Raw genomic sequence first — 20,917 nt, 5'->3', positions numbered from 1 at the left:
CCAAAGACCTCTTCATCGGCGTCATGCAATCACCATGCACGAGACGTCATGGCTGGCAAGACCATGCTCCACACCCTGTAATACCTCTTCATAAAAAAACCTGACCAACGAATCGGATCCAGCAAGGCCATACGATCATGCGGAATGAATATCCGTCAGACCCATCGCACCAACGTTCTTGGCACTTCCCGCAAGAGCAAGGCAAACACCGACGTGTGCACCTCCGCGCTCCAAAGCCTGAGCACACCGCCGCATCGTGGTTCCCGTCGTAACGATGTCATCCACCAAGAGAACCTCGCGCCCCGAGCATCGAGACCGAGGCATCAGACAAACGCTTCCTTCGAGTCTTATGGACCGCCCGGCGGCGGTACGGGTCTCGACTGATTTCGTATGCACATTGCGAATACGCAGGTCTGCTGATACGTACGATTCGATGCCTTGTCTGCGCAGTATCATGGACATGCCCCGGACCACAGGCAACAGATGATCGCGCCCACGCCGACGCATCGAACTGCTTGATGACGGAGCGGGAACGATGAGGAAACCTTCCGACGGTGCCGGACCTATGACGTGCAACGCCAGACGGGCGAGAAGAGCCGCGAAACACCGATCGCATTCCTCATCGTCATGATCCTTCCACGAAAGAATCGCCGTGCGGACGGCACCCTCGTAGAAACCGCAGAAGAAACAAGGCCACTTACACCCCAGGTCCACATCCCTTCGATGCGCTCCGGAGAACAGACGCAGACATGACTGGCAAAGCACCTCATCAGGAGCGTCGCAACCCGCACAGCCCCTCGGCATCAGAACACCGAGGAATTCACGGGAAAGGCAGGAAAATGCATTGAAGGCCGAATCATCCACGATTCCGACTGTAGCCACAAAGCACACGCTAGCACACCGGAAAAGAACGTTGTGGAGGAATGAAACGGGTGCGACACACGGCCCGGAACACTCACGGCCGTTCCAAAGCCTCGATGATGCGCGCGCAAACTTTGAGCGTATCGTCAGGGCCGGCAACGCGCACGGGCCTGGTACCTATGATGGCAGCGGCATAATCATTGCCGTCGGGATCCATACGGTCACCTATGAACACCACCTGGCTGACATCAATGGCAAGCTCAGCGCACAGTTTGCGCACCGCATACGCCTTGTCCACGCCTTTGACCGAAACGTCGACGCTGGTGGACCCTCCAGAGCGGACCACCAAATCAGGAAGGTCGGCGGCCACGGCCGAGGCAAGACGATTCTTTTTGGAATTGTCGGGATCCCAACGCTCTTTGGCCTCCACCGGGGCGTTCTGCCCAAGCGCGGAAAACGTGATCTGACTGCCTCGATCCTCAATGCGCTCCCCCCATACCTTTTCCTCCCACATGCCAAGCTCTCTGGCGTGACGTTCAAACGAACTCATCGCCGCACTGCGCTGCGCCTGCGTAAGATCGACCTTGTAGACGCATCGGAAGGCACCCTCGTTCCAGCGGTAATAACGGGTCCCGCTCGTGGGCATGATATGGATGCGGCTCATATCGGCGCACTCGCCCAGAACGTCAAGCACCTGGCTTTCGACGAGTTCAAAACGGCCTCCAGTGATGACCGCAACGTCGATCAGCCGCGTCAAGGATGCGAACAACCTGGACATGTCTTCATGCATCGGTTTTTTCGAGCGAGCCAAGGTGTTATCCAAATCGAAGGCCACCACTTTCGCCCCCTGCATGAATTCAACCATGTTATGCTCATGCCACAGACCGATTCGCCCATTCTGCACCGTCATCACCTCAAATCCCGCAATTCATTCGACCGGTCAATCATATTCCATAGGTTGCCCGGGCCTTGACATAAAGTTGAACATATGTTGCGACCTCCTTGGCAGAACCATATGTACCGCAACGCGCATGGGCGCGGAACACGCACCCCCGCAGTTCGGCGTCCGCCTACCCCGGTACCGCACGCGCGCTGGATTCTTCGATGACATCACGGCTTCGCAAATCAAGCGACTGAACGCCGCCTGGCCGGAATTGGTGGAACCAGTCCAATTCGCCGTCGAAGACGTTCCGCCTTCCGAACCGGCGTTCTGGGAAGGCCGCAGAAGCCTGACTTCACGGGCGTTCCCCTCAGGCAGAGGCATACCGGCACGCATCGTGCTCTACCGAATGCCCCTGCAGATGCATCATCCTGACCGCGAGGACCTGCAATGGGCCATCCACGACGAGCTGGTGCTGCGATTGGCGCAGCTCTATGGCAGGAGGCCATCGCAGATAGACCCTCAATGGGATCAGGACGAATGATCTCTTTTGGTTCAAGCTTTGCCTGTACGTACCTACGACCTTGCCGAACGCACAAAGTCGAACGAAGTCCACGTGATTGGCAAAGACGCCGGTACACCACGAAGGCGCCTTTACGTCACATCGACGAAATACTCATCGAACCGTCATCCGTGTGGGTTCAGAGAATATCTGCGCATTCGATGGTTCCAGCCCGGTCGCGGACAGGTAGGCAACGGCGGCGAGATTCGCGGAACTGACATCCTGCTGCCCGACGCGCACACCCCAAGCCAGATTCCCGCCGCTCTCGAGTTCGAACAATACAGCCGAATCACTGATGTCGCTCATAGGAACAACCTGGGCTCCATGCGCGTTGATGGAGATCTGCTGAGAACCGACCGAGCCCCCCTTGACATCATATCCATGAACCGTGGCTTCGACCGCTGAATTCGAAGCGTTGATGAAAGACAATACTCCATTCATCCCGCCTGGAACAGCAACGGCCGATCGACCTGCCTGCCGTGCTGCCGGTATAAGCGCGAAATCGGCACTCCCATCGGAACCGGAATCCCCCACCTGCGCCTGTGCCTGGACCGGGGCATCGGAACGTACCGAAACACCGTATACGTCCTGACCGGCACGTCCTAAATCGGTCACGCTCACTCTCCCGGGCTCCAAATGCACTTTGCGCACCGATTCCTCGCCGTCATGACGAGTCCAGAAGATCTCGGCATCGGCGGCACGATCGGAACGGACGGCTACGTTCACTTCATCACCCTGACCCACACCGGCCAAAACCTGGGATGTTCCGGGTTCACCCAAAGGAAGAGCGAAATCCGAACCCTTCGATGACAGACCGTCGAGCAACACGCATCGGACCACAGCAGCGACCGGCACCTCATTGCTCGTCACCTTGACAAAAAGCCCATCCTGACCGGGAGCGCCCGCCGACAAATCGACGTTGGCCTCATGATGCGCGGCCACGGTAAGGGTGTTACCCGTATGCAAAGCCAACGGACGGCCCGACTTCGTGCCCCACACATCCAAATGCAGCGTGGTGGGCTTTTCCGATGGGTTTGCCACAATGAGCTGATGTGTGGCACCTGCGGCCGTTGCCGGAAGAAGGAAGAAGCTCTCCAATGACGGAGATACGCAGGAAGCCGCGGACACTCCCTTGAGATCACCGCTGGTCGCCCAAGAGCCGACGGCTGCGACCGACCCCGTGCCCTCCTTTGAATTCAGCAGTTTCGAAACCAGGATGCTTGACTTCGCATTTCCTCTGTCCGAAAGCACCTTGACGGACGGACCTTCATATGACCCATTCCCCTCAAGTTCTCGTCCCACACCGTTCACGCCATCGACGTCGGTCAGGGACCCGACCCTGGCCTTATACACTGACCCGAAAGAAGAGTACAAAGCCGAAGAGGTAATATTGCCTTCTGAAGCCTGGAATTGGACATCACCATATTTTTCTGAATCAGCGAGCGCCATTTGCGCCGGGCAGTAAGCGACCACCTGGGATTGTCTCACCTCATGGCCGGTCCGCGCAGTGGCACGGATTCCATCCGCCGGTAGCGCAGCGCCCGGAAACATCAGGAGAGCCACCACCACTGCGATGATGGCCAATACCGTGACCGAAGCCATGAACACGCACAAACCGCCACGAGACGTACCGCCGATCTGTTTCTTCATTCGTGTCATGCTTCCTCCCTGTTACGGTGCAACACCCTCGGCAAAGCCACGAGGCAATATAAGAACAAGACGGTTGCGAAACTGTAGCACCAAGCGTATCTCCACGGACTCGACTCGGCTCTGACCCGACCCTGCGACGCGACCCCACGTTGTGCCAAACCAACATCGGAGAACTGGTAATAAACGCCCCGCTCGGATTGCGCCAGGACCTGTGTGCCATCACTTGCGTTCACATTACTGATGAGCGCCTGTGAAACCGCTCTCACGTTCGGGTGGGTGTCGTTGGCCACGTATATCCCCCCGAATCCCAGACGTGCCACCGTAGCAACGGCATCACCATCGAAACGTGCCAAAAGGTGCGCCGCCGATTGAGCAAGCTTGGCATCGGCATCGTCGGACAGACCTACGAGCTTCTGGTTGGCCTGTCCGGGAGACACATCCATAAGATCACCTCGCCTGGTCCGCATGACCGTATAATCCACTTTGTTCCCGGACTCCGCTTTCAAAGCCAGCACCCGGTGGTTATCCCCTTGTTGCAGGTAATCCACCACCACCAAGGGCAGACCTTCGGAGGTCACACGCACGTCGTTGCCACGGATGCGAGCACCGCAAAGGGACCAGGTCCCCGTCATCACGAGCAGCAGCGCCACCAGCACTGACCTGCCGACCTTCGCGACTACCGCATGGCCGTCGCTTTCTTCGGAAAAGAAACCCTCGGATCGCGGCTCTTGAGCCCTGACGACCGCCACGCCATCCCAACGATGCGGCATGGTTCCCATCACGGCATTTCCTGCCATGATGCAGATACAGGCGATCAAAGACAACAAGACCAATATCAGACCAGGCAAAGATGATCCCGCCGCGGAGCCTGCATCACCGGGAGCCACGGCCACCCTGACAGAAACCAACGTGAGCAGTATGCCACAAATGGCGGTGATCCACATCATGCGGGAGACACGCAACGCCGAGGGGAAGACCAGGCAGACCAAGGCTAGGCAGGCTAGCACAACCAAAACGGCGAACATCGACAAAGCTGGAAGATGAACCGACCACAGATTCGTAGAAAACACCGTCTTCGCATCCAATCCAAACGATTCCAGGACCACTTGCACGAAATTCAACGGACGTGGGGGACGCGCCCCTGAAAGCTCGGCCACCGTCACGTCTGCAAAGAGCTGCCGCCATAGACCAAGCTTGGCGTAATGCACCGCATAGACCAAAGTAGGCGCCAGGGAAAGAGCCGCAGGCAAGGGGATCAGCAACAGCATCGGACGATGCGAACGCACCGTCAGCATGAAAATGAGGAAGACGACAATCAGAGGAAACATCAACTGCGGTTCGGCACACATCACGGGAATGAAGCACAAGGCGGAGCAAGCCGCCATCTGAATGGAAGGACGGGCGTGAACGGGATACTCGGTACGATACATGCCCACCGCTCGAAAAACGAATGCGAAGGCGGCGGGAAGGAAGATCATGACAACGAGCATCGGCAGATCGGCATCCTGATACAGACCCAAAGCCCATCCAGCAGCCGACCACAGCAGTCCGGCGGCGATGCGCACGTAGTCCGACCTTGTAAAAATTCCGGCAAAAGCCCAGAACGCCAACGCACACAACGGCGGCGCCGCAAAATAGATTAGGGACAAAGCCGCTGCGGGATGCCCCAAAGTCAGCACCGATGCCGCCAGCCACACCAAGAGCCAGGGCGACGGTGGTGAAGACGCCCCGACCCCTACCCCGTATGCCCAAGGCGTGGTCGCAGCCGTGAACAACTGACCAAATGTGGCGGCGCTGGAAACCAGCGATGTGGAATACAGCGAAGCACCGGAGAGGGCAGCCCTGAATACATCCCATTGAAAAGCAACCAGCCCACCGAAGGCGACTACGGACATCAGCAAGGCACCTGTGTATCGCTTCACGACCCGCCTATGCAGATGCATCTTATCCAGAGGACTGAGCAGCACAGCGTTATGCTGGCTGTCGAAATCACCGCATCTTCTTCGCCACTGCCTGATCTGACGCCGGTCAGCCCTCAACACCGAAAGATCGGAAAGGGAAACCCCGGACTGCTGACTCACCGCCCTACGAGCCCGGGAGCAGTGCACCAAAACGGAAAACAAATACCACGGTGAGCAGAACACGCACCAAGCAGTGTATGGACGCTTGGCAAACATCTCACGAAAGGTGGAGACGATAGAGACAAGAAGATGAAGCAGCCACATCACAGGCCACAGGAAACGGTGGACGTCCGTGTATGCATACCGCACCTCGGCCTTGACTCGCTCCATCGACGAATCCTGCGGGGCTTCCTCGTCCTCCGGCTGTCCCAGCTTGGAGCGGATGCCTTCCACCCGCGCACGTCGATGGGCGATCTTGGCATGAGGAACCACGACGACGCGTCCGCCACCCAAACAGATCCTTCGTGAAAAATCCCCTGCCTCACCGAATGAACCGAACCACGGGTCGATTCCCCCAAATTGCTCAAGCGTCGACAAAGGCATCAACGCACCGGCCAAAGATACGGCGAACACATCGTTGCGCGCATCATACTGCTCCTGATCGCTTTCGCCGTCCACTACGAGGCTTTGTAGACGATGCCTACCGGCATAGTAGCCGACGTTGTGCAGATTCTCGCCCGACCAGTCCAGCTGCTTGGCCCCCAGCAAGGAAGCCGTGGGGGTGTTACGTTTCGCTTCCACCAGCGAAGCCAGGCAACGTCGATCGGCAGGTCTGGAATCATCATGCAAAAGCCACAGACTTTCCGTGCGCTGACCCAGCCGCGCATATTGCATCGCACGGTTCACCGCATCAGCGAACGATTTCGCTCCCGTCGAACGCACCACCTGGACGTCGACATTGGCGACCGGCTGCCTTCTGCCTTCAGGGAAACCCTCGACCCTGACACTGAACTCCGAGCGTACAGGATGATTCGTACTACCCGAGCAATCAGCCACCACTATGATTCCGGGAAGCACATCCTGATCGAGCAACGAGCGAACCGTCGTTGCGAAGAAGCGCATGTCATTCTCCACCGCGATGACCGCAGCCACCTGAGCATCGACGTTTTCACGTACGCGTCGGGAGCGCCCCTGTATCAAATCGGACACAATGTGTTGGACATCGGTTTTCATGATGGAACTCATACTCAACAGTGTACGCTGAGCCCTACGCCTGAAGATTCGACCGACAAATCCGACCGATCGCATGGTTCTCAGCAGTTAGTTTTACAATGGTGCAACATAGACGGACAAGAACAATTCTTTTGGCGCGTCCAAATCGGCGCTGAAGCAACGACAGGAAGGCACGGACTTGACATCCCACAGCAAGAAAGGCACCAAACTGCCAAATGTCAATGGATGGAACCAAGAAAAGCCCCGTCATAGCAGGGGCTTTCGCGTACAGCACCGAGCACTCAAGGCGATATCACTCATAGTCGTGGCCGCGTTGGTCTTCGTGACCACCGCGATCGGCATGAGCCTGTATATGCTGTCCAGAGCACCAAAATCGATACGGCTGATCCCCCAGCGCCAGCAGAAGAATGTAGAAATCATTGATCCCAACGCCGGCAAGCCCATCAACCTGCTGGTACTTGGGCAGGACAGCCGGGACGGCGCCAACCAGGCCTTGGGCGCCACGTCACCGGATGACGGCGGTGAACATAACGCGGACACCACCATGGTCGTCCAGATCAGCGCCGACCGCAGCTACATCAATATCGTCTCCATCCCCCGCGATTCCTTGGTGGACGCCCCGAGCTGCACCACCACACACGGCACCGTCCCCGCCCGCTACAACGTGATGTTCAATTCCATCTTCGCCAGCGGCTGGCAGACGGGAGGCGACTTGGCATCCGCTGCGAGCTGCACTGCGAACGCAGTGAATTCATTGACCGGACTTGACATCCAACAGTTCGTCGTCGTGGATTTCAACGGACTAAAGAACATGATCGACGCCATAGGCGGCGTGGATCTCTGCATACCGGTCGACATCCAGGACGACTACACCAGCCTCGACATCAAACGGGGCATGAACCACATGGACGGCATCACCGCCACAACTTATGCCCGCATGCGCCACGGAACCGGCACCGACGGATCGGACATCATGCGCACCACACGTCAGCAGTATCTGGTGAAGGAGCTGATAAGCGAGGCTTTGTCGAAGAACCTGATGACCAACAACATGCAGCTGTATCGGTTGGCGAATTCCGCACTCGAATCCCTCACTATCTCCGAAGGCATGTCCAAGGCGAACGTGCTGGCGGGCCTGGCCATGAGCCTAAAAAACATTCATGTAGACCATGTGTACACTCGGACGATTCCCGTGGTTCCGGCTCCAAGCGACCCGAGCAGCAGGGTGATATGGAGCACAGGAGCAACCGAGGTATGGAAAAAACTGCGCAACAACGAGCCTTTGACCGACGAGCAGATCGGAGGCGCCGCGAAGTCCGCTCCTGAGAGCAGCCAGAGCAATACCGATTCCGGAACCCAGAACTCCACCCCCGCTGCTCCGAGTGCGCCGGCGGCTCCCGCCGAACCTGCACCAGACCCGAACACCGGATTGATCAAGCGCGCCGACGGCACACTGATCGACCCGGTCACCGGAGGAACAGTGGATCCGCAAGACGGGTCCATCAGAGATGCCAACACCGGTCAGTACATCGGAATCGCAAACCGCTACCTCATGACAACGGTGTGCGGGGTGCCTGCAAAGAATCGCTGAAGACTAGACGTATATGATGGTTGGCGCATCCCACGACGATGCGCCAACCAGGGAATGAAGGGGAGCTATGAATAACGCCAAGAAAGAGGCGAAGGCTCAAGACACGCCTCCGAGTTTCGCACCTTCCCGGAACCCGTCCTCACGTCCGCACCGTTCCGGCAATCACGAGAAACCGCGGGACGGCAACGCACCGCTGAAAACAAATCCCCCTGACGTGGTCGAGCCTTCCGACCGCAGCGTCCCTCCTGTCTTCTCACCTGCCAAAGACAGAAGAACAAGCCAGCCGATGAAGGCACGGAAAGCAAACTCTACTGCCCCTTCACGCGTTGACTCCCCCTCCGCAGCCACCTTCCGGCCGACGGCAAGCCGACATACGGACGCAGCACCCGTGGTACGACCGCGTCGAGCCGAGGGGTCCTCTGCGGTCCTTATGCACGATGCATCCGAAGGCCTCCAGACATACCCGCCCAAGGCGAACCGTACCCCCCATGCGCCTCGCACGAGACACGGCCAATCACCAACCCCTCTGGCGCAGCCACCTAGGCACCGTCATCGCATCCTCAAAACATTCGGCATCCTGATGGTGCTTCTTCTGCTTACAGGTACCTTTCTGGCGTTCAGTACGTGGAATTGGGTGGACAGCAGACTGCGTAAAATGGACTGGTCCACGGGAGCAGCCAATACACAGGGCACATCCTGGCTCATCTTAGGTTCAGACGAACGGGATTCTTCAGGTATCGGCGGTTCCGCCAAAGATGTGCCGGGATTCAGGACCGACACGATACTCATCCTCACCAAACCACAGCGCGGTCCGTCCTCCCTCATTTCCGTCCCCCGCGATTCATTGGTCGAAGTGGACGGCGATAGCACGAAAATAAACGCCGTCGACCAGTTATACGGAAAGAAGGAGCTGATCAGGCAGACCGAAAGCATCACCGGCAAGAACATCGACCACGTCGCTCAACTGAGATTCGAAGGGCTACAGAACGTCGTCGACGCATTAGGCGGCATCAACCTCTGCTACGACAGCACCGTCAGCGACCCGTATTCCGGGCTTAACTGGACGGCAGGATGCCATACTGCGGACGGCGGCACAGCGCTGGCATTCTCGAGAATGCGATATGCTGATCCGACAGGGGATTTCGGACGGGCAAAACGACAACGCTCCGTCATCGGCGCAATCATAAAGAAAGCCACTTCCAAAGAGGTTCTCAGCAACCCCACGACGGTGAAAAAACTTGCCACCAACGCTTTGAATGCCCTGCAGGTGGACAACAACACGAACCCGAAGGTCTTGGCCGAAATGGCGCAGACCTTCAAGAACGCGACCGGTCCAGGGGGTATCAGCGGGAGCCTGTACTGGTCCGACCCCGATTACTACGTGGACGGGGTAGGTTCAAGCGTATTACTAAATGACAAGAAAAACCTCCAACTGTTCAACGACTTATCCCTTGGTACACACTCCCCCGGTTCGGTCGGTTCGCTCAGTGAAAACGTATCCCAATGACCTCCACACGGTCTTCGTGGCCGACGGGAGGATGATCGTGGTCACAATCGTTTGCAACAATTCGTGTTTTTGATGAAAAAGTCTTGAAAATTAATCCAATTCGTGGTTATGTTGAACATGGTGAAACAACTTGATGAAACCTGCGATTCCAAATACAATCGCTACCGCGGTTTCAGCGCAACCATAACGCATCGGAAAGAGGAAAACTGACATGAACAAAGCTTTTGATTGGCGCGCTAAAGCCGGATGCCGAGACAAGGACCCCGAATTGTTCTTCCCCGTGGGAAATACCGGAGCGGCTTACCAGCAAATCGAGGAAGCCAAGGCCATTTGCAGGAAATGCAAAGTCATCGATGCATGTTTGAAGTGCGCCATTGAAACGAACCAGGATTATGGCGTCTGGGGTGGTATGAGCGAGGACGAGCGTCGTGCCCTCAAACGCCGCGCCATGCGGGCACGCAGAACCCAGAACATGCAGATGGTCTGAGAATCGTTCGTCCGAGCGGATTCGCATCCGCACCATCATCGCCCTTGGCATACGTCTATTCGCATGCCAAGGGTTTTTCATTATCACCTACGTAGAGGCCGAGTGGTTACGAAGCCAAGAAGGCCGCAATAACCACCATTGCGGCCATACGAAATAAAGATGATAAATGATGGCGAGACTGACGATGATTGCATAAACTGAAATACCGAAAATCCGAAGCAGCCGCAGCCACGGCATTAAAGAAACCTTGAACTGCGCAGTGTCTCCACAATCACGGCATGACGGCACCCAGGAAACCTTCCTAGTGCGCATCTTTTTATCTTGGCCCAACAAGAAAAAACAAGCTGAACCCCATTGGATCGCCCGGTGCGATACCTGTGCACGACGCCGAATTTCCGCACACGTCCATAGCCCGCGATTGGCACTCAATGCCCATCGACACCCGCAGCAGACGGACGGGATGACGCCCTCTCGACGCTCCTGGCCTGATCGGTGGTCGTTAAACTCGGCGCCGACAGATACAACGTCACATATTCACGCCCGCACGTGATGTGCACCTCCGGCCACACCGCCACCACATCAGCCACAGCACGCTTAAAAGTTTCTTTGAACTTCGCTAGACGACTGTCGCTGCCGAATTGGTTGTAGAGCTGCTGCCGGGTGATGGACTGACGGTCGTGCAGATACGACATGTGACGCGTCAGTCACCAATACACATCCAACGCCATCGGACTGTTCAGCCTGGCCACAATCTCCAAATTGACCGAAACCGGACTATCACGCAGATAGGCCACATATTCAGGGTGGGTTATACGCCAGAATGTGTGTCCAGAATCGGTTCTTGGGCCTTATGGGAGTAAGGATCGGAACTGTTCGTAAGTGGTATCGCGGAGTCTTGAGGGTGACCAGAACGTGTCTGAAACCGATTTCGAGGTGTTGGAAGAGTAGAGCCGGGAGCCGTTCATGAGTGTTTGGTTCTCTTGGGATGCCTGAACACACCAGATTGCTCCGTCCGCAAAGCGGCGATGAAGAGGAACGGCACGACCAGCGCGGGACGCACCGGATGGCGGTGCAAGCGATGCAGCTCCTCGAAAAGCCACACCTACGACCGCCGGGGCGTTGACCAGAGGAACGGTTCGGACTGGCTGTTCTCCAAACGGACCCCACGCGAGGGGCTGGCCGGCGCCAGCACCCAGCAGCGGCGCAACCAACTGATAGGATCGCTCATGCCACCGAGGCCGACACCCACCAACGCCTGGTCAGGGCACGCAACCTGCTGGACCCTCGAAACAGGGAAGGAAGCATGGGCACGTTCATCACCATAGCCGAGCAATACGCCGAGCCGATACCCACGAGCGACAACCTGCTCGAACCATGGAACCGGCAATTGCGTTCCACGCTCAGAAACCACAACGGCCTGAGCCTGGAACGCGAGATACAGGCCATCTGCCGGTGGTGCCACCAACACACGCCCGAACCCGAAAGCGACGCCTAGCCCGTCAAGCACGCCTACAGCGACGCCGACCTCGAACGACCCAACACCCTGGCCCGGCAGCACAGCCAACAAGGACCCCGCGAGACCACCGGCATGCCGGAACACCACGGCGGCACCGCCATCGACTGGAACGAACTCCACACCCCCAACCCATAACCCAACAACACCGACTAACGGACACACATTTTGACACATATCCCCAGCATGAAACTGTGAACGATGCCGGATTTCCGCGCTCGCCCCAGGCAAATACAAAAAGCATCAAACAAACGCAAAAGGGTTCCAAGACAATGCCTTGGAACCCTATCCGTGGAGCTAGGGAGATTCGAACTCCCGACCCCCTCCATGCCATGGAGATGCGCTACCAGCTGCGCCATAGCCCCGGTCTTGTTTACTTATCAGCTCCTTGCGAAGCCTTAGTAAGTGTAGCGCATAACTTCTCCATCACCAAGTCGGCGTGTCGGACGCTATGACCGATGGATGCAACGGGCTTCCAGACCCCCGTATCTAGCACGACATGCATCGCAGTCAGCCGTTACCACCGGTGTTCGTACCACCGGTACCTCCTGCAGTGCCACCATTGGTTCCTCCAGGCGAAGACGAACCGGGATTCGAGGAACCGGGGGTATTCGTTCCTGAGGACGGCGATCCGTTCGATCCTTCCGCCCCACCACTGGAACTGGAGCCGGCAGACCCATTTGAATTGCCTGAATTATTGGAGCCCGTCGAACCGCCGCCATTGCCCGCAGTTCCAGTGCCATTGGAATCACCGGGTTTATTGGAATCACCGGGTTTATTGGAGTCCGAGTCATTGCCTGATGAGCTGCCTCCATTGCCGGTATCGCTCTTTCCTGAATCCGTACCTCCGGTGCGGGATGAATCCTGATTGCCGGACTGACCACCCTTGTTGTCAGTGGTGGAGTCGTCAGCACCGGTACCATTGCCATCGTCCTTGTTGCTCGAATCTTGCGATCTCGAATTCTCGATCAGATTCCGCGCCACACCGTCGGTGCCTTGCCCACCCGTAGCCAGGGTGATGATGCCTGCGGTCAATCCCACGGCGAAAAGCGCACTGACCACTGAAATGATAATCAACATACGTTTGTGCTTCGACTGCTCCCGTTTCATTCTCGACTGAGCGAGAATGCCACTTGCTTCGGCATGAGGGTGTACCCCTACTTGAGAAGATGCTGAGCGTGCCTTGGTAATTGCAGGCATGTTGGCTGTGGAGCCCGTCTCATCTCCGGCACGTACGGGATTCATTATCCGAGTCTTATCACCGTTCTCTGCCGATGCATCATGTTCAGAAACACCCTTGCGAGTACCTCCAGCCAATGTCGAGAGACTCGGGCTACCAGCGCTGGGAATAAGAACCGTAACCGCGCCATGATCCGAATCCGAGTGAGTTTCAGAGCGGTCTTCCCGGCGTTCCCGTCCACCGTTGCCATCAGTGTCCGTAGTTTGCGAAGCCCCATCGTCATTCCCACCGAACGGCACGGCGTCCTGGAGTTTCCGGCCCGACTCGTTCAACACGTTTTGGTAAATCTGAGATGCCACGGCCGATACTATGGAACCGACGGCGACACCGATGACTGAACCAGCAACCCCGATTTTCGCGGACAATAGGAACGAGGTGACCGCGGCCAAAGAACCTGCCACTATCTGCTTCCATGATATGCCCTTGAAAAAATTCTTCATGCTTGCCATGATAGCCGTCACATCTGCGAACTCGCTGGGTGCGAACCCGTTTCGCACAATACTTCACATAATCGTCACATCCAATGATGCCATTTACGTTTGCTATAGCCATGCAGCAGTCTAAGCACCGCTTCACGTCCCACTACCGAAAGCAGAACCGCAGCAAAAATGAAGGCAAAGCCCAATATGGTGACGCCGCCGATGCGCTCGCCGCCGAACACCGACGAAAAAAGCTGGGCGAACAGACTTTCCGTGCACATGAGAATCGAGGCGTTTGTCGCACTGAGATATTTCAGACCGGTATTCTGCATGATCTGCCCCAACGTGGTGGCCCCCAGCAACAGATAAAGGACGCCAGTGACCACCGGGGCATCAAGCCACGCCCCGGTCGGACGAGGTTCAGTGAACAAAGCGCCTATGAGAAAACAGACGAACGCCACGGCGAACTGCACAAAAGTCACGGCCAACGCGTTGAAGCGTTTGGAATACACCCCCAGATAGGTCAGGTTGATCGCGAAAATGACGGCGCAGAGCAAGGTCATGACATCGCCCTGCGACAGGGATACCGACGACGTCCCAGGCTTCAATGAGACCAATCCCACGCCAATCAGACAGATCACAGCTGCCACGACATTGAGCAATCCCGGCCTTTGACGCAGGGCCAACCACGCGGCGAACGGCGTGAGCACGCAATACGAGGCCGTCAGAAATGCACTGCGTCCCGAATCGATGGTCCGCAGACCGTTCGTCTGCAGTACCATCGTGGCGTAATACGTCGCACCAACGACCAATGCTGGGACGACGATGGTGGGCTTCAGACTCGGAATGATCTGCTTGTGAAATATCAAGAGCATGATCAGACAAGCCCCACCGGTTCGTATCGTCATAAGCCATTGTGGAGGGATGACGCTGATGACATCTTTCGCCACAAGATAGCTCGCACCCCACAGAGCCGCGCATGCAAGCAGCATCACTCGTGCGATATCGGGCGAAAGCCCCCTGCCAGAAATCGAAGTTCCTGATCGAGCGCCGTTTTTTTCAGGCTCCCTCTCGTCCGTCGGCAACACAACTTGATCGTCCACTACAGCACCTTTCTTGCAATACAACGGTCACCGTTTACCGCATCCTTCAACGCAAGCGCGAACTACGAAACGTATATCGCTAATTTACCGCCTCCCCTTCCTTAAGGCGCGCCCATGGAACCTCGTGGGATTGAACTCGCTCATCCGGTGACTTTTTTCACATCATCACCTGAGTGAACACCATCGTTGCGGAGTAGACTTGTCTTCAAGTTGCATAACAGCGAAAGGAGCCATTATGGCCACATTAACAGCAGAGATGAAAGAGTTTCTGAACAAGAACCTGTCGTGGATCGTCACCTCAAGCAAAGACGGAAAGCTCGACATCGGCCCCAAGATGTCCATGTTCGTTCTGGACGACAATCACCTGGCTTACCATGAGCGCACCGCGGGACAGCATTACCGCAATCTTCTGGATGGAAGCGATCTGGTCATCGGATGCGCAAACCTCGAGAGCAAGACCGGCTACCGTTTCCGTGGGAACGTGAAACTGCACACCGATGACGCGATTTACGACGAACAGGTCAAGGTTGCGGAGAAGAACGGAACGAAGAAGCCCGCTTGCATCCCGGTTCTTGAGATCACGGAGATCGATGACCTCACCGCCGGACCGAAGGCCGGAACCGTCATCGCGAAAGACTGATGCCCACTTTCGAAGCCGTCGCTTCAGCAGCCCGGAACCAACCGCCAAGCACGGGTCCACTGGTCTGGTAAACGATCGGTCATGATTCCTCAGTCGCGGTTTCGCATATGAAGCCTCACCGAGTTGGACATCAATAATTGCGGGAGCACCTTTCCTTGGTGTCTCCCGCAACTCATATGTACCGAAGGCACGTCATCATCACCGGAGTCTGTGGCCTCGCACTGAACTACCGTGTCCAGAACGCAGCCGGATAAAGGTACCGGCTACCGAGACATACTCAAGCGTTCAAGACCAGCCAACGTTCTCAGCAGACACGAACCCGCAGTGACAACATCATGGAACCACTCCATATAGCCTTCTGAGAAGGTGTCAGTGCGCTTTAGCCGCCGTTGCACCTGTGGTCCGCTCATCTTGGAGAGGCAATCGCAAGTCGATATGCGGGCAATCCTTCCACAACCGTTCCAAATCGTAAAAGGCGCGATCTTCCTCATGCATGATATGAATGACGAAATCACCATAATCAAGCAGCACCCAGCGTGCCTCCTCAAGGCCCTCCCTGCTTCGTGGCTGAAGATTGCCAGCCTTGAGGTACAGATCCTTCTCCACTTCCTCAGCCACCGCAAGCACCTGACGCTCGTTCGCGGCCGTGGCGATGAGCATGGCATCGGTGATGGCTATGGGCTCGGTTACATCAAACGCCACGATATCCGTTGCCTTCATGCGATCGGCCGCGGCTGCGGCGATGCGCAAGGCGTCTATTGAACTTTGCAGTGCCGGCATCAGGCTTTCCTTTCTTCGTTCCGTTCCCAAACCGGTTTCCAGCCCGGGACGGCATGTTGGGAGTTCTCAGAATACACCATGGAGTCCTCGTCCACATCATGACGGATTACCGATCCGGCACCGGTCGTCACGCCATCGCCCACACGCACCGGAGCGACGAAGAGGTTACCCGCCCCAACGTGCACATTCGAACCGATTGTCGTGTGGTTCTTGTGTACCCCGTCATAGTTCGCTGTGATGGAACCGCCGCCGACGTTCGTATGCTCACCCAAATCCGCATCTCCGACGTAACTGAGATGCGGCACCTTCGTATGCGCACCGATATGGGCCTTCTTCATCTCCACGAACGCCCCTGCCTTGCTGTCCTCGTCGAGCTCATTGCCGGCTCGCAGATAGGTCCAGGGACCGATATTCGCATTCCGACCGATACGCGAATCCTGAACACGGGAACGCTCGACGACCGCACCGGGTTCGACTTCGGCATCGATGAGCGTGGTATACGGCCCTATGACCGCATCATGGCCCACATGACTATCCCCCTGAATGAAGCAACCTGGAAGTATGGTGACGTCTGATTCAAGTAGTGCGTCATCTTCGATCCATGTGGATGACGGGTCGAGAATCGTGACGCCCTCACGCATCCAGTGCTCGCATAAGCGTGCATTGTGCTTGCGGGACAGTGCGGCCAACTGGACACGATCATTGACTCCTTCGACACACAAGGCGTCCTTGGCCGCATAGGCTCCAATCGTACTGAATTCGCTGGCAGCCTCCAACGCATCGGTCAAGTAGAACTCATCCTGGGCGTTCTGTGAACTCAGACCGGAGATCGCTCGCGTCAGCACGTTGGCTTCGAAGACATAAACCGATGTATTGATCTCGTGCACTGCCAGCTCACTGCTGTTGGCGTCACGTTGTTCGACGATTCGCAGCACGCTGCCGTCACCTGCACGGATGATGCGCCCGTATCCCGTCGGATCGTCGAGTTGCGTCGTCAGAACGGTCGCTCCGTTGCCGGAACTCCGATGAAAATCCAACAGCTGGGACAACGTATCAGTGTCAAGCAAAGGCATATCACTCGCCGCAATGAGCACCTGGCCTGTCAACCCGCCTTCGGCATCAAGCTGGTGCATGGCGCACTGGACAGCCCGCCCGGTTCCCGGCTTGTCATCCTGATTCACGATGGTGACATCGGGATTGTATGAACGCGCCATACGCGCCACACGATCGGCCTGATAGCGGACCACGACCGCCAGGGTGTCAGGATGCAACCCAGCCACCGAAGTCATGACGCGATTGAGGAACGTCTTCCCAGCAAGTTCGTGAAGCACCTTCGGCTTAGTGGAACGCATGCGTGTCCCCTCACCTGCCGCCAAAATGATTGCTGCGGATAATGCCATAGCCGTCACTTCCCTTTTACGCCATGCACACCGCGCGTGGCAAAAACCGGTTTCCTTTGCCTGATAAGTCATCAGCAAAACTGCAAACAACAACGGCCGACGAACCATTTTACCAGTTCGTCGGCCGCCTTTGCGTTCCTCCACCTGGACTCGAACCAAGACTAAGGGTTCCAAAGACCCGTGTGCTGCCATTACACCATGGAGGACCGGGCACGGTACGAACCGAACCCAAATCTCAATTATGCCATATACTCTAGATTGACGCGACACTCGGCGAAATCACAAGCGATCGAGTGTGTACACGGGACCGCCGGGCAAACACCCTTGCGAAAATCCGCCTCACGGCATCAGTCCGAATCGAGATGGCCATATACGACGGAACAATCAGGCGAAGAGGAAGCCTTGCCCGTGATGCTCAGGATACGTGTCAAACAGCTTGGCGACGGACCCGCCTTCAAAGACGGCCTTGATGGCACTTGCCAGCAATGGGGCGATGGAAAGCACAGTCAACCCGTCCCAGCGTTTCGATTCGTTGATCGGAACGGTGTCGGTGAGGACAACCTCCCGTGCACCGGAATTCTTGAGATTCTCCACGGCGGCACCTGAGAGAACACCATGCGTCGCCACCACCGTTATGGAAGAGGCACCGGCCTCCTTAAGCACCTTGCAAGCCTCGACAATGGTGCCTCCTGTATCAATGAGGTCGTCGACAAGCACGCAATCTTTCCCATTGACGTCCCCGACGACACGATTCGCAACGGCATAGTTGGCCCGTGTGATGTCGCGCGTCTTATGCACGAACGCAAGCGGGCCACCGCCCAGACGCTGCGCCCACTGTTCCGCCACGCGAATACGCCCGGCATCGGGAGAGACCACGGCGACGTTGTCCAGGCGACCGTCAAAGCGATCACGGATATAATCAACCAGAACAGGCATGGCGATCAGATGGTCGACAGGGCCGTCGAAGAATCCCTGCGACTGCGCGGCATGCAAATCCACACTCATCACTCGGTCAGCGCCGGCCGTCTTGAGCAGGTCGAAGATCAACCGGCAGGAGATGGGCTCACGTCCGAGATGCTTCTTGTCTTGGCGGGAATAGCCCAACAGCGGGCAAACCGCGGTTATGGAACGAGCTGAAGCACGCTTGAGGGCATCAATCATGATGAGCTGCTCCATAATGGCTTTGTTCACATCCCCGGCGTGACTCTGAAGGACGAATACATCGGCGCCTCGCACCGATTCGGTGTACCGCACATACATCTCACCGTTCGCGAAATCGTACGCCGTCGTCTTCAACACGTCGATTCCCAACTGATGGGCGACATCACTGGCTAGCTGGGGGTGAGCCCTGCCAGTCACCAAAATAAGGTTTTTTTCAGGATTGCAACTCAGAATCGTGCTCACCATGTCTCCAAACATTGTCTGACGTTTAGGTTGCCTTCATTCTATCCGCTAAGCACGACGGACAAGCCGACCACGGGCCAAGAACCAGGGAACGCATGATTCAGGAATACAGGCCATGCTTGGCGATGTACTGAACCACGCCGTCCGGAACCAGATACCACACCGGCTTGCCTTTCGCTGAACGCTGACGCACATCCGTCGAAGAAATCGAAAGCGCCGGAATCTCAAGCATATCGACCTGGGCCTTGATTTTCGGCCGATCGGGATTCGAGTAGCCAGGCCTCGTGACTGCGATGAACCTGGCCAGGGACCACATCTGGTCCGCGTCCTTCCATCTGAGTATCTCAGCCACCGCATCCGCGCCCGTGATGAAGAACAGATCGGCATCAGGATACAGAGCACGCATGTCACGCAAAGTATCGATGGTATACGTTACGCCGGGGCGGTCGATATCGACTCGCGACACCGTGAATTTAGGATTGGAGGCAGTGGCGATGACCGTCATCAAATAGCGGTCCTCGGCGTTGCTGACTTTCTTGTCGAGTTTGAAGTGAGGCCGACCCGTAGGGACGAAAATCACCTGGTCGAGTTCGTAGACCGAGGCCACTTCTGAGGCCGCGACCAAATGCCCGTTGTGGATCGGATCGAAGGTGCCACCCATGATGCCGATTCTTTGGCGACGTCCGTCTGAAACCGCACACGACGGACCTGACGCACGGTCATCCTTCGCTCTTCGGTGACCGTGTGACGAGAGCCCCGACATCTCGCGGGCCTTGGCTGCCTGACCGTTGCCTATCGAATCCGCGCTGCAATCCGGCACTGCCGGAACACCTAATGCTTGCAATGAATCCTTGTGATCTGCCTGTTTCATGCCTGATTCCCTGAATGCCCCGCCTCCGGGTTCTCCTGACGCTGTTCATCCGCCTGTTCAGTCTGTTGCTCAATCGCCTCCACCGTGCCGCCGGATTCCTCAGGATCGATGTTGCCTACATCCTCCTCCCACTCGTCCTGAACGACGCGACGGATTTCAGCAAAGGTCGGCAGAGGGAAGTCTGGCTGATACATGTGGCGTATCTGCGAGACGCGTCCTGTGGCTCGTATCAGCGAATCGGACATGGCATCCACCTCCCCGTCCGCCTCCTGCTCGCGGAAATCGGTGATGCATTGCTCCATACCCTCCAAAAGATCCAACATCATCCTATAGTTCGGCTCACTGAGAGTGACGATTTCCTTGTCGCCCACCTCCGGCCAACCAATGAGCACGGCATCGGCATACTCCAGGGCAGCGCGATGACCCGCAACGGCGATGCCGTCCTCTACCTGCACGAGAAACACATAGCGCACGATGCTCAACCGTTCGGCCGCTATCTTCAGACCGATGAAGGGGTCGTCCACATCGATGCCGCGACTACGCGCCAGATCAAGATCCACATGAACCGCCTCGGTGACCCGCTCCTCTGGGGCGGCATCGGACGCCGCCGTACCGGATCCGAGAGAAGCATCCCTCGCCGGCACGGTGTCGGAAGCCATGTCACGCACCCCATCATTCGGCTCGCCATCGTCTTGACCACTGCCCATGGGCCCCTTGAACCGGTATGCGCATTACCCTCGTCCATCACGGTAGACACCCTTCCCATCGCCGCCATGCAGGATTCCCATCCAACATGGCCTTCCGAATGTTGCTCTATGGAGTATTGTAAGCCCACGTTCGGTCCACGATGAGATACGGATCTCCCTACGCCACAC

At 57.0% G+C, this 20,917-nt stretch carries 17 protein-coding genes, 2 tRNA genes and 1 pseudogene; 5 read left to right on the top strand and 15 right to left on the bottom strand.

What is annotated here, in order from left to right:
- Positions 1–135: 135 nt before the first annotated feature.
- Both BBOMB_RS00720 and BBOMB_RS00715 read right to left on the bottom strand, forming a co-directional pair.
- Entirely contained in the window at positions 136–882 is a 747-nt protein-coding gene (locus tag BBOMB_RS00720) for a ComF family protein (protein ID WP_152570081.1), read from the bottom strand.
- Positions 883–955: 73 nt separating this feature from the next.
- Positions 956–1,726, bottom strand: coding sequence for an HAD-IIB family hydrolase (locus BBOMB_RS00715; protein ID WP_238549842.1), 771 nt, complete (start codon positions 1,724–1,726; stop codon positions 956–958).
- 123 nt (positions 1,727–1,849) lie between these two features.
- Between BBOMB_RS00715 and BBOMB_RS00710 the strand changes: the two are divergent.
- Positions 1,850–2,285, top strand: a pseudogene (locus tag BBOMB_RS00710) (metallopeptidase family protein).
- Positions 2,286–2,417: 132 nt separating this feature from the next.
- Here BBOMB_RS00710 and BBOMB_RS00705 read toward each other — a convergent pair.
- Both BBOMB_RS00705 and BBOMB_RS00700 read right to left on the bottom strand, forming a co-directional pair.
- Positions 2,418–3,962 carry a DUF5719 family protein gene (locus BBOMB_RS00705; protein ID WP_044086340.1) on the bottom strand — a complete coding sequence of 515 codons (1,545 nt, stop codon included), beginning with the start codon at positions 3,960–3,962 and terminating at the stop codon, positions 2,418–2,420.
- Positions 3,959–7,087: a glycosyltransferase family 2 protein gene (locus tag BBOMB_RS00700; protein WP_161787674.1), complete on the bottom strand. Its 3,129-nt coding sequence runs from the start codon at positions 7,085–7,087 to the stop codon at positions 3,959–3,961. The genes BBOMB_RS00705 and BBOMB_RS00700 overlap by 4 nt, the downstream gene beginning before the upstream one ends.
- Positions 7,088–7,439: 352 nt before the next feature.
- On the opposite strand from BBOMB_RS00700, the gene BBOMB_RS00695 reads away from it, so the two are divergent.
- From BBOMB_RS00695 to BBOMB_RS00685, 3 genes are all read left to right on the top strand, one after another.
- On the top strand, positions 7,440–8,678 hold the full coding sequence (locus tag BBOMB_RS00695; RefSeq protein ID WP_238549841.1) for an LCP family protein: 1,239 nt from the start codon (positions 7,440–7,442) through the stop codon (positions 8,676–8,678).
- 67 nt (positions 8,679–8,745) lie between these two features.
- Positions 8,746–10,185 (top strand): LCP family protein, encoded by a 1,440-nt coding sequence (locus tag BBOMB_RS00690; protein WP_044086334.1) that lies wholly within the window; start codon positions 8,746–8,748, stop codon positions 10,183–10,185.
- Between the two features lie 211 nt (positions 10,186–10,396).
- Complete coding sequence (locus BBOMB_RS00685) at positions 10,397–10,672, top strand: WhiB family transcriptional regulator (RefSeq protein WP_044086332.1); 276 nt, start codon at positions 10,397–10,399, stop codon at positions 10,670–10,672.
- A gap of 425 nt (positions 10,673–11,097) precedes the next feature.
- Here the strand turns inward: BBOMB_RS00685 and BBOMB_RS00680 are convergent, their stop codons facing one another.
- From BBOMB_RS00680 to BBOMB_RS00660, 5 genes are all read right to left on the bottom strand, one after another.
- Entirely contained in the window at positions 11,098–11,364 is a 267-nt protein-coding gene (locus BBOMB_RS00680) for a hypothetical protein (RefSeq protein ID WP_052377316.1), read from the bottom strand.
- 410 nt (positions 11,365–11,774) lie between these two features.
- Positions 11,775–12,308 (bottom strand): hypothetical protein, encoded by a 534-nt coding sequence (locus BBOMB_RS00675; protein ID WP_044086331.1) that lies wholly within the window; start codon positions 12,306–12,308, stop codon positions 11,775–11,777.
- Positions 12,309–12,477: 169 nt separating this feature from the next.
- Positions 12,478–12,550, bottom strand: a tRNA-Ala gene (locus tag BBOMB_RS00670).
- Positions 12,551–12,695: 145 nt separating this feature from the next.
- Entirely contained in the window at positions 12,696–13,865 is a 1,170-nt protein-coding gene (locus BBOMB_RS00665; RefSeq protein WP_044086793.1) for a hypothetical protein, read from the bottom strand.
- 74 nt (positions 13,866–13,939) lie between these two features.
- Positions 13,940–14,947, bottom strand: a complete 1,008-nt coding sequence (locus BBOMB_RS00660; protein ID WP_238549840.1) for a DMT family transporter — start codon at positions 14,945–14,947, stop codon at positions 13,940–13,942.
- Between the two features lie 235 nt (positions 14,948–15,182).
- Between BBOMB_RS00660 and BBOMB_RS00655 the strand changes: the two genes are divergently transcribed.
- On the top strand, positions 15,183–15,587 hold the full coding sequence (locus BBOMB_RS00655; protein WP_044086329.1) for a pyridoxamine 5'-phosphate oxidase family protein: 405 nt from the start codon (positions 15,183–15,185) through the stop codon (positions 15,585–15,587).
- 369 nt (positions 15,588–15,956) lie between these two features.
- Here BBOMB_RS00655 and rsfS read toward each other — a convergent pair whose 3' ends face one another.
- The 6 genes from rsfS to BBOMB_RS00625 all read right to left on the bottom strand — a co-directional run bounded on the left by rsfS (position 15,957) and on the right by BBOMB_RS00625 (position 20,749).
- The gene (rsfS, locus tag BBOMB_RS00650; protein ID WP_044086327.1) at positions 15,957–16,367 is read right to left on the bottom strand and encodes a ribosome silencing factor; all 411 of its coding nucleotides are present in this window, start codon (positions 16,365–16,367) and stop codon (positions 15,957–15,959) included.
- Positions 16,367–17,767, bottom strand: coding sequence for a bifunctional UDP-N-acetylglucosamine diphosphorylase/glucosamine-1-phosphate N-acetyltransferase GlmU (glmU, locus tag BBOMB_RS00645; protein WP_044086326.1), 1,401 nt, complete (start codon positions 17,765–17,767; stop codon positions 16,367–16,369). The genes rsfS and glmU overlap by 1 nt, the downstream gene beginning before the upstream one ends.
- Positions 17,768–17,902: 135 nt before the next feature.
- A tRNA-Gln gene (locus BBOMB_RS00640) sits at positions 17,903–17,973 on the bottom strand.
- 178 nt (positions 17,974–18,151) lie between these two features.
- A complete protein-coding gene (locus BBOMB_RS00635; RefSeq protein ID WP_044086324.1) occupies positions 18,152–19,174 on the bottom strand; it encodes a ribose-phosphate diphosphokinase in 1,023 nt (340 codons plus the stop codon).
- Between the two features lie 97 nt (positions 19,175–19,271).
- Positions 19,272–19,934, bottom strand: a complete 663-nt coding sequence (gene nadD / locus BBOMB_RS00630; protein WP_081867347.1) for a nicotinate-nucleotide adenylyltransferase — start codon at positions 19,932–19,934, stop codon at positions 19,272–19,274.
- 104 nt (positions 19,935–20,038) lie between these two features.
- Positions 20,039–20,749 (bottom strand): phosphoribosylglycinamide synthetase, encoded by a 711-nt coding sequence (locus BBOMB_RS00625; protein ID WP_238549839.1) that lies wholly within the window; start codon positions 20,747–20,749, stop codon positions 20,039–20,041.
- Between the last annotated feature and the right edge of the window lie 168 nt (positions 20,750–20,917).

Source organism: Bifidobacterium bombi DSM 19703 (assembly GCF_000737845.1).
Lineage (GTDB): Bacteria > Actinomycetota > Actinomycetes > Actinomycetales > Bifidobacteriaceae > Bifidobacterium > Bifidobacterium bombi.
This window is presented reverse-complemented; position numbering and strand designations above follow the sequence as displayed.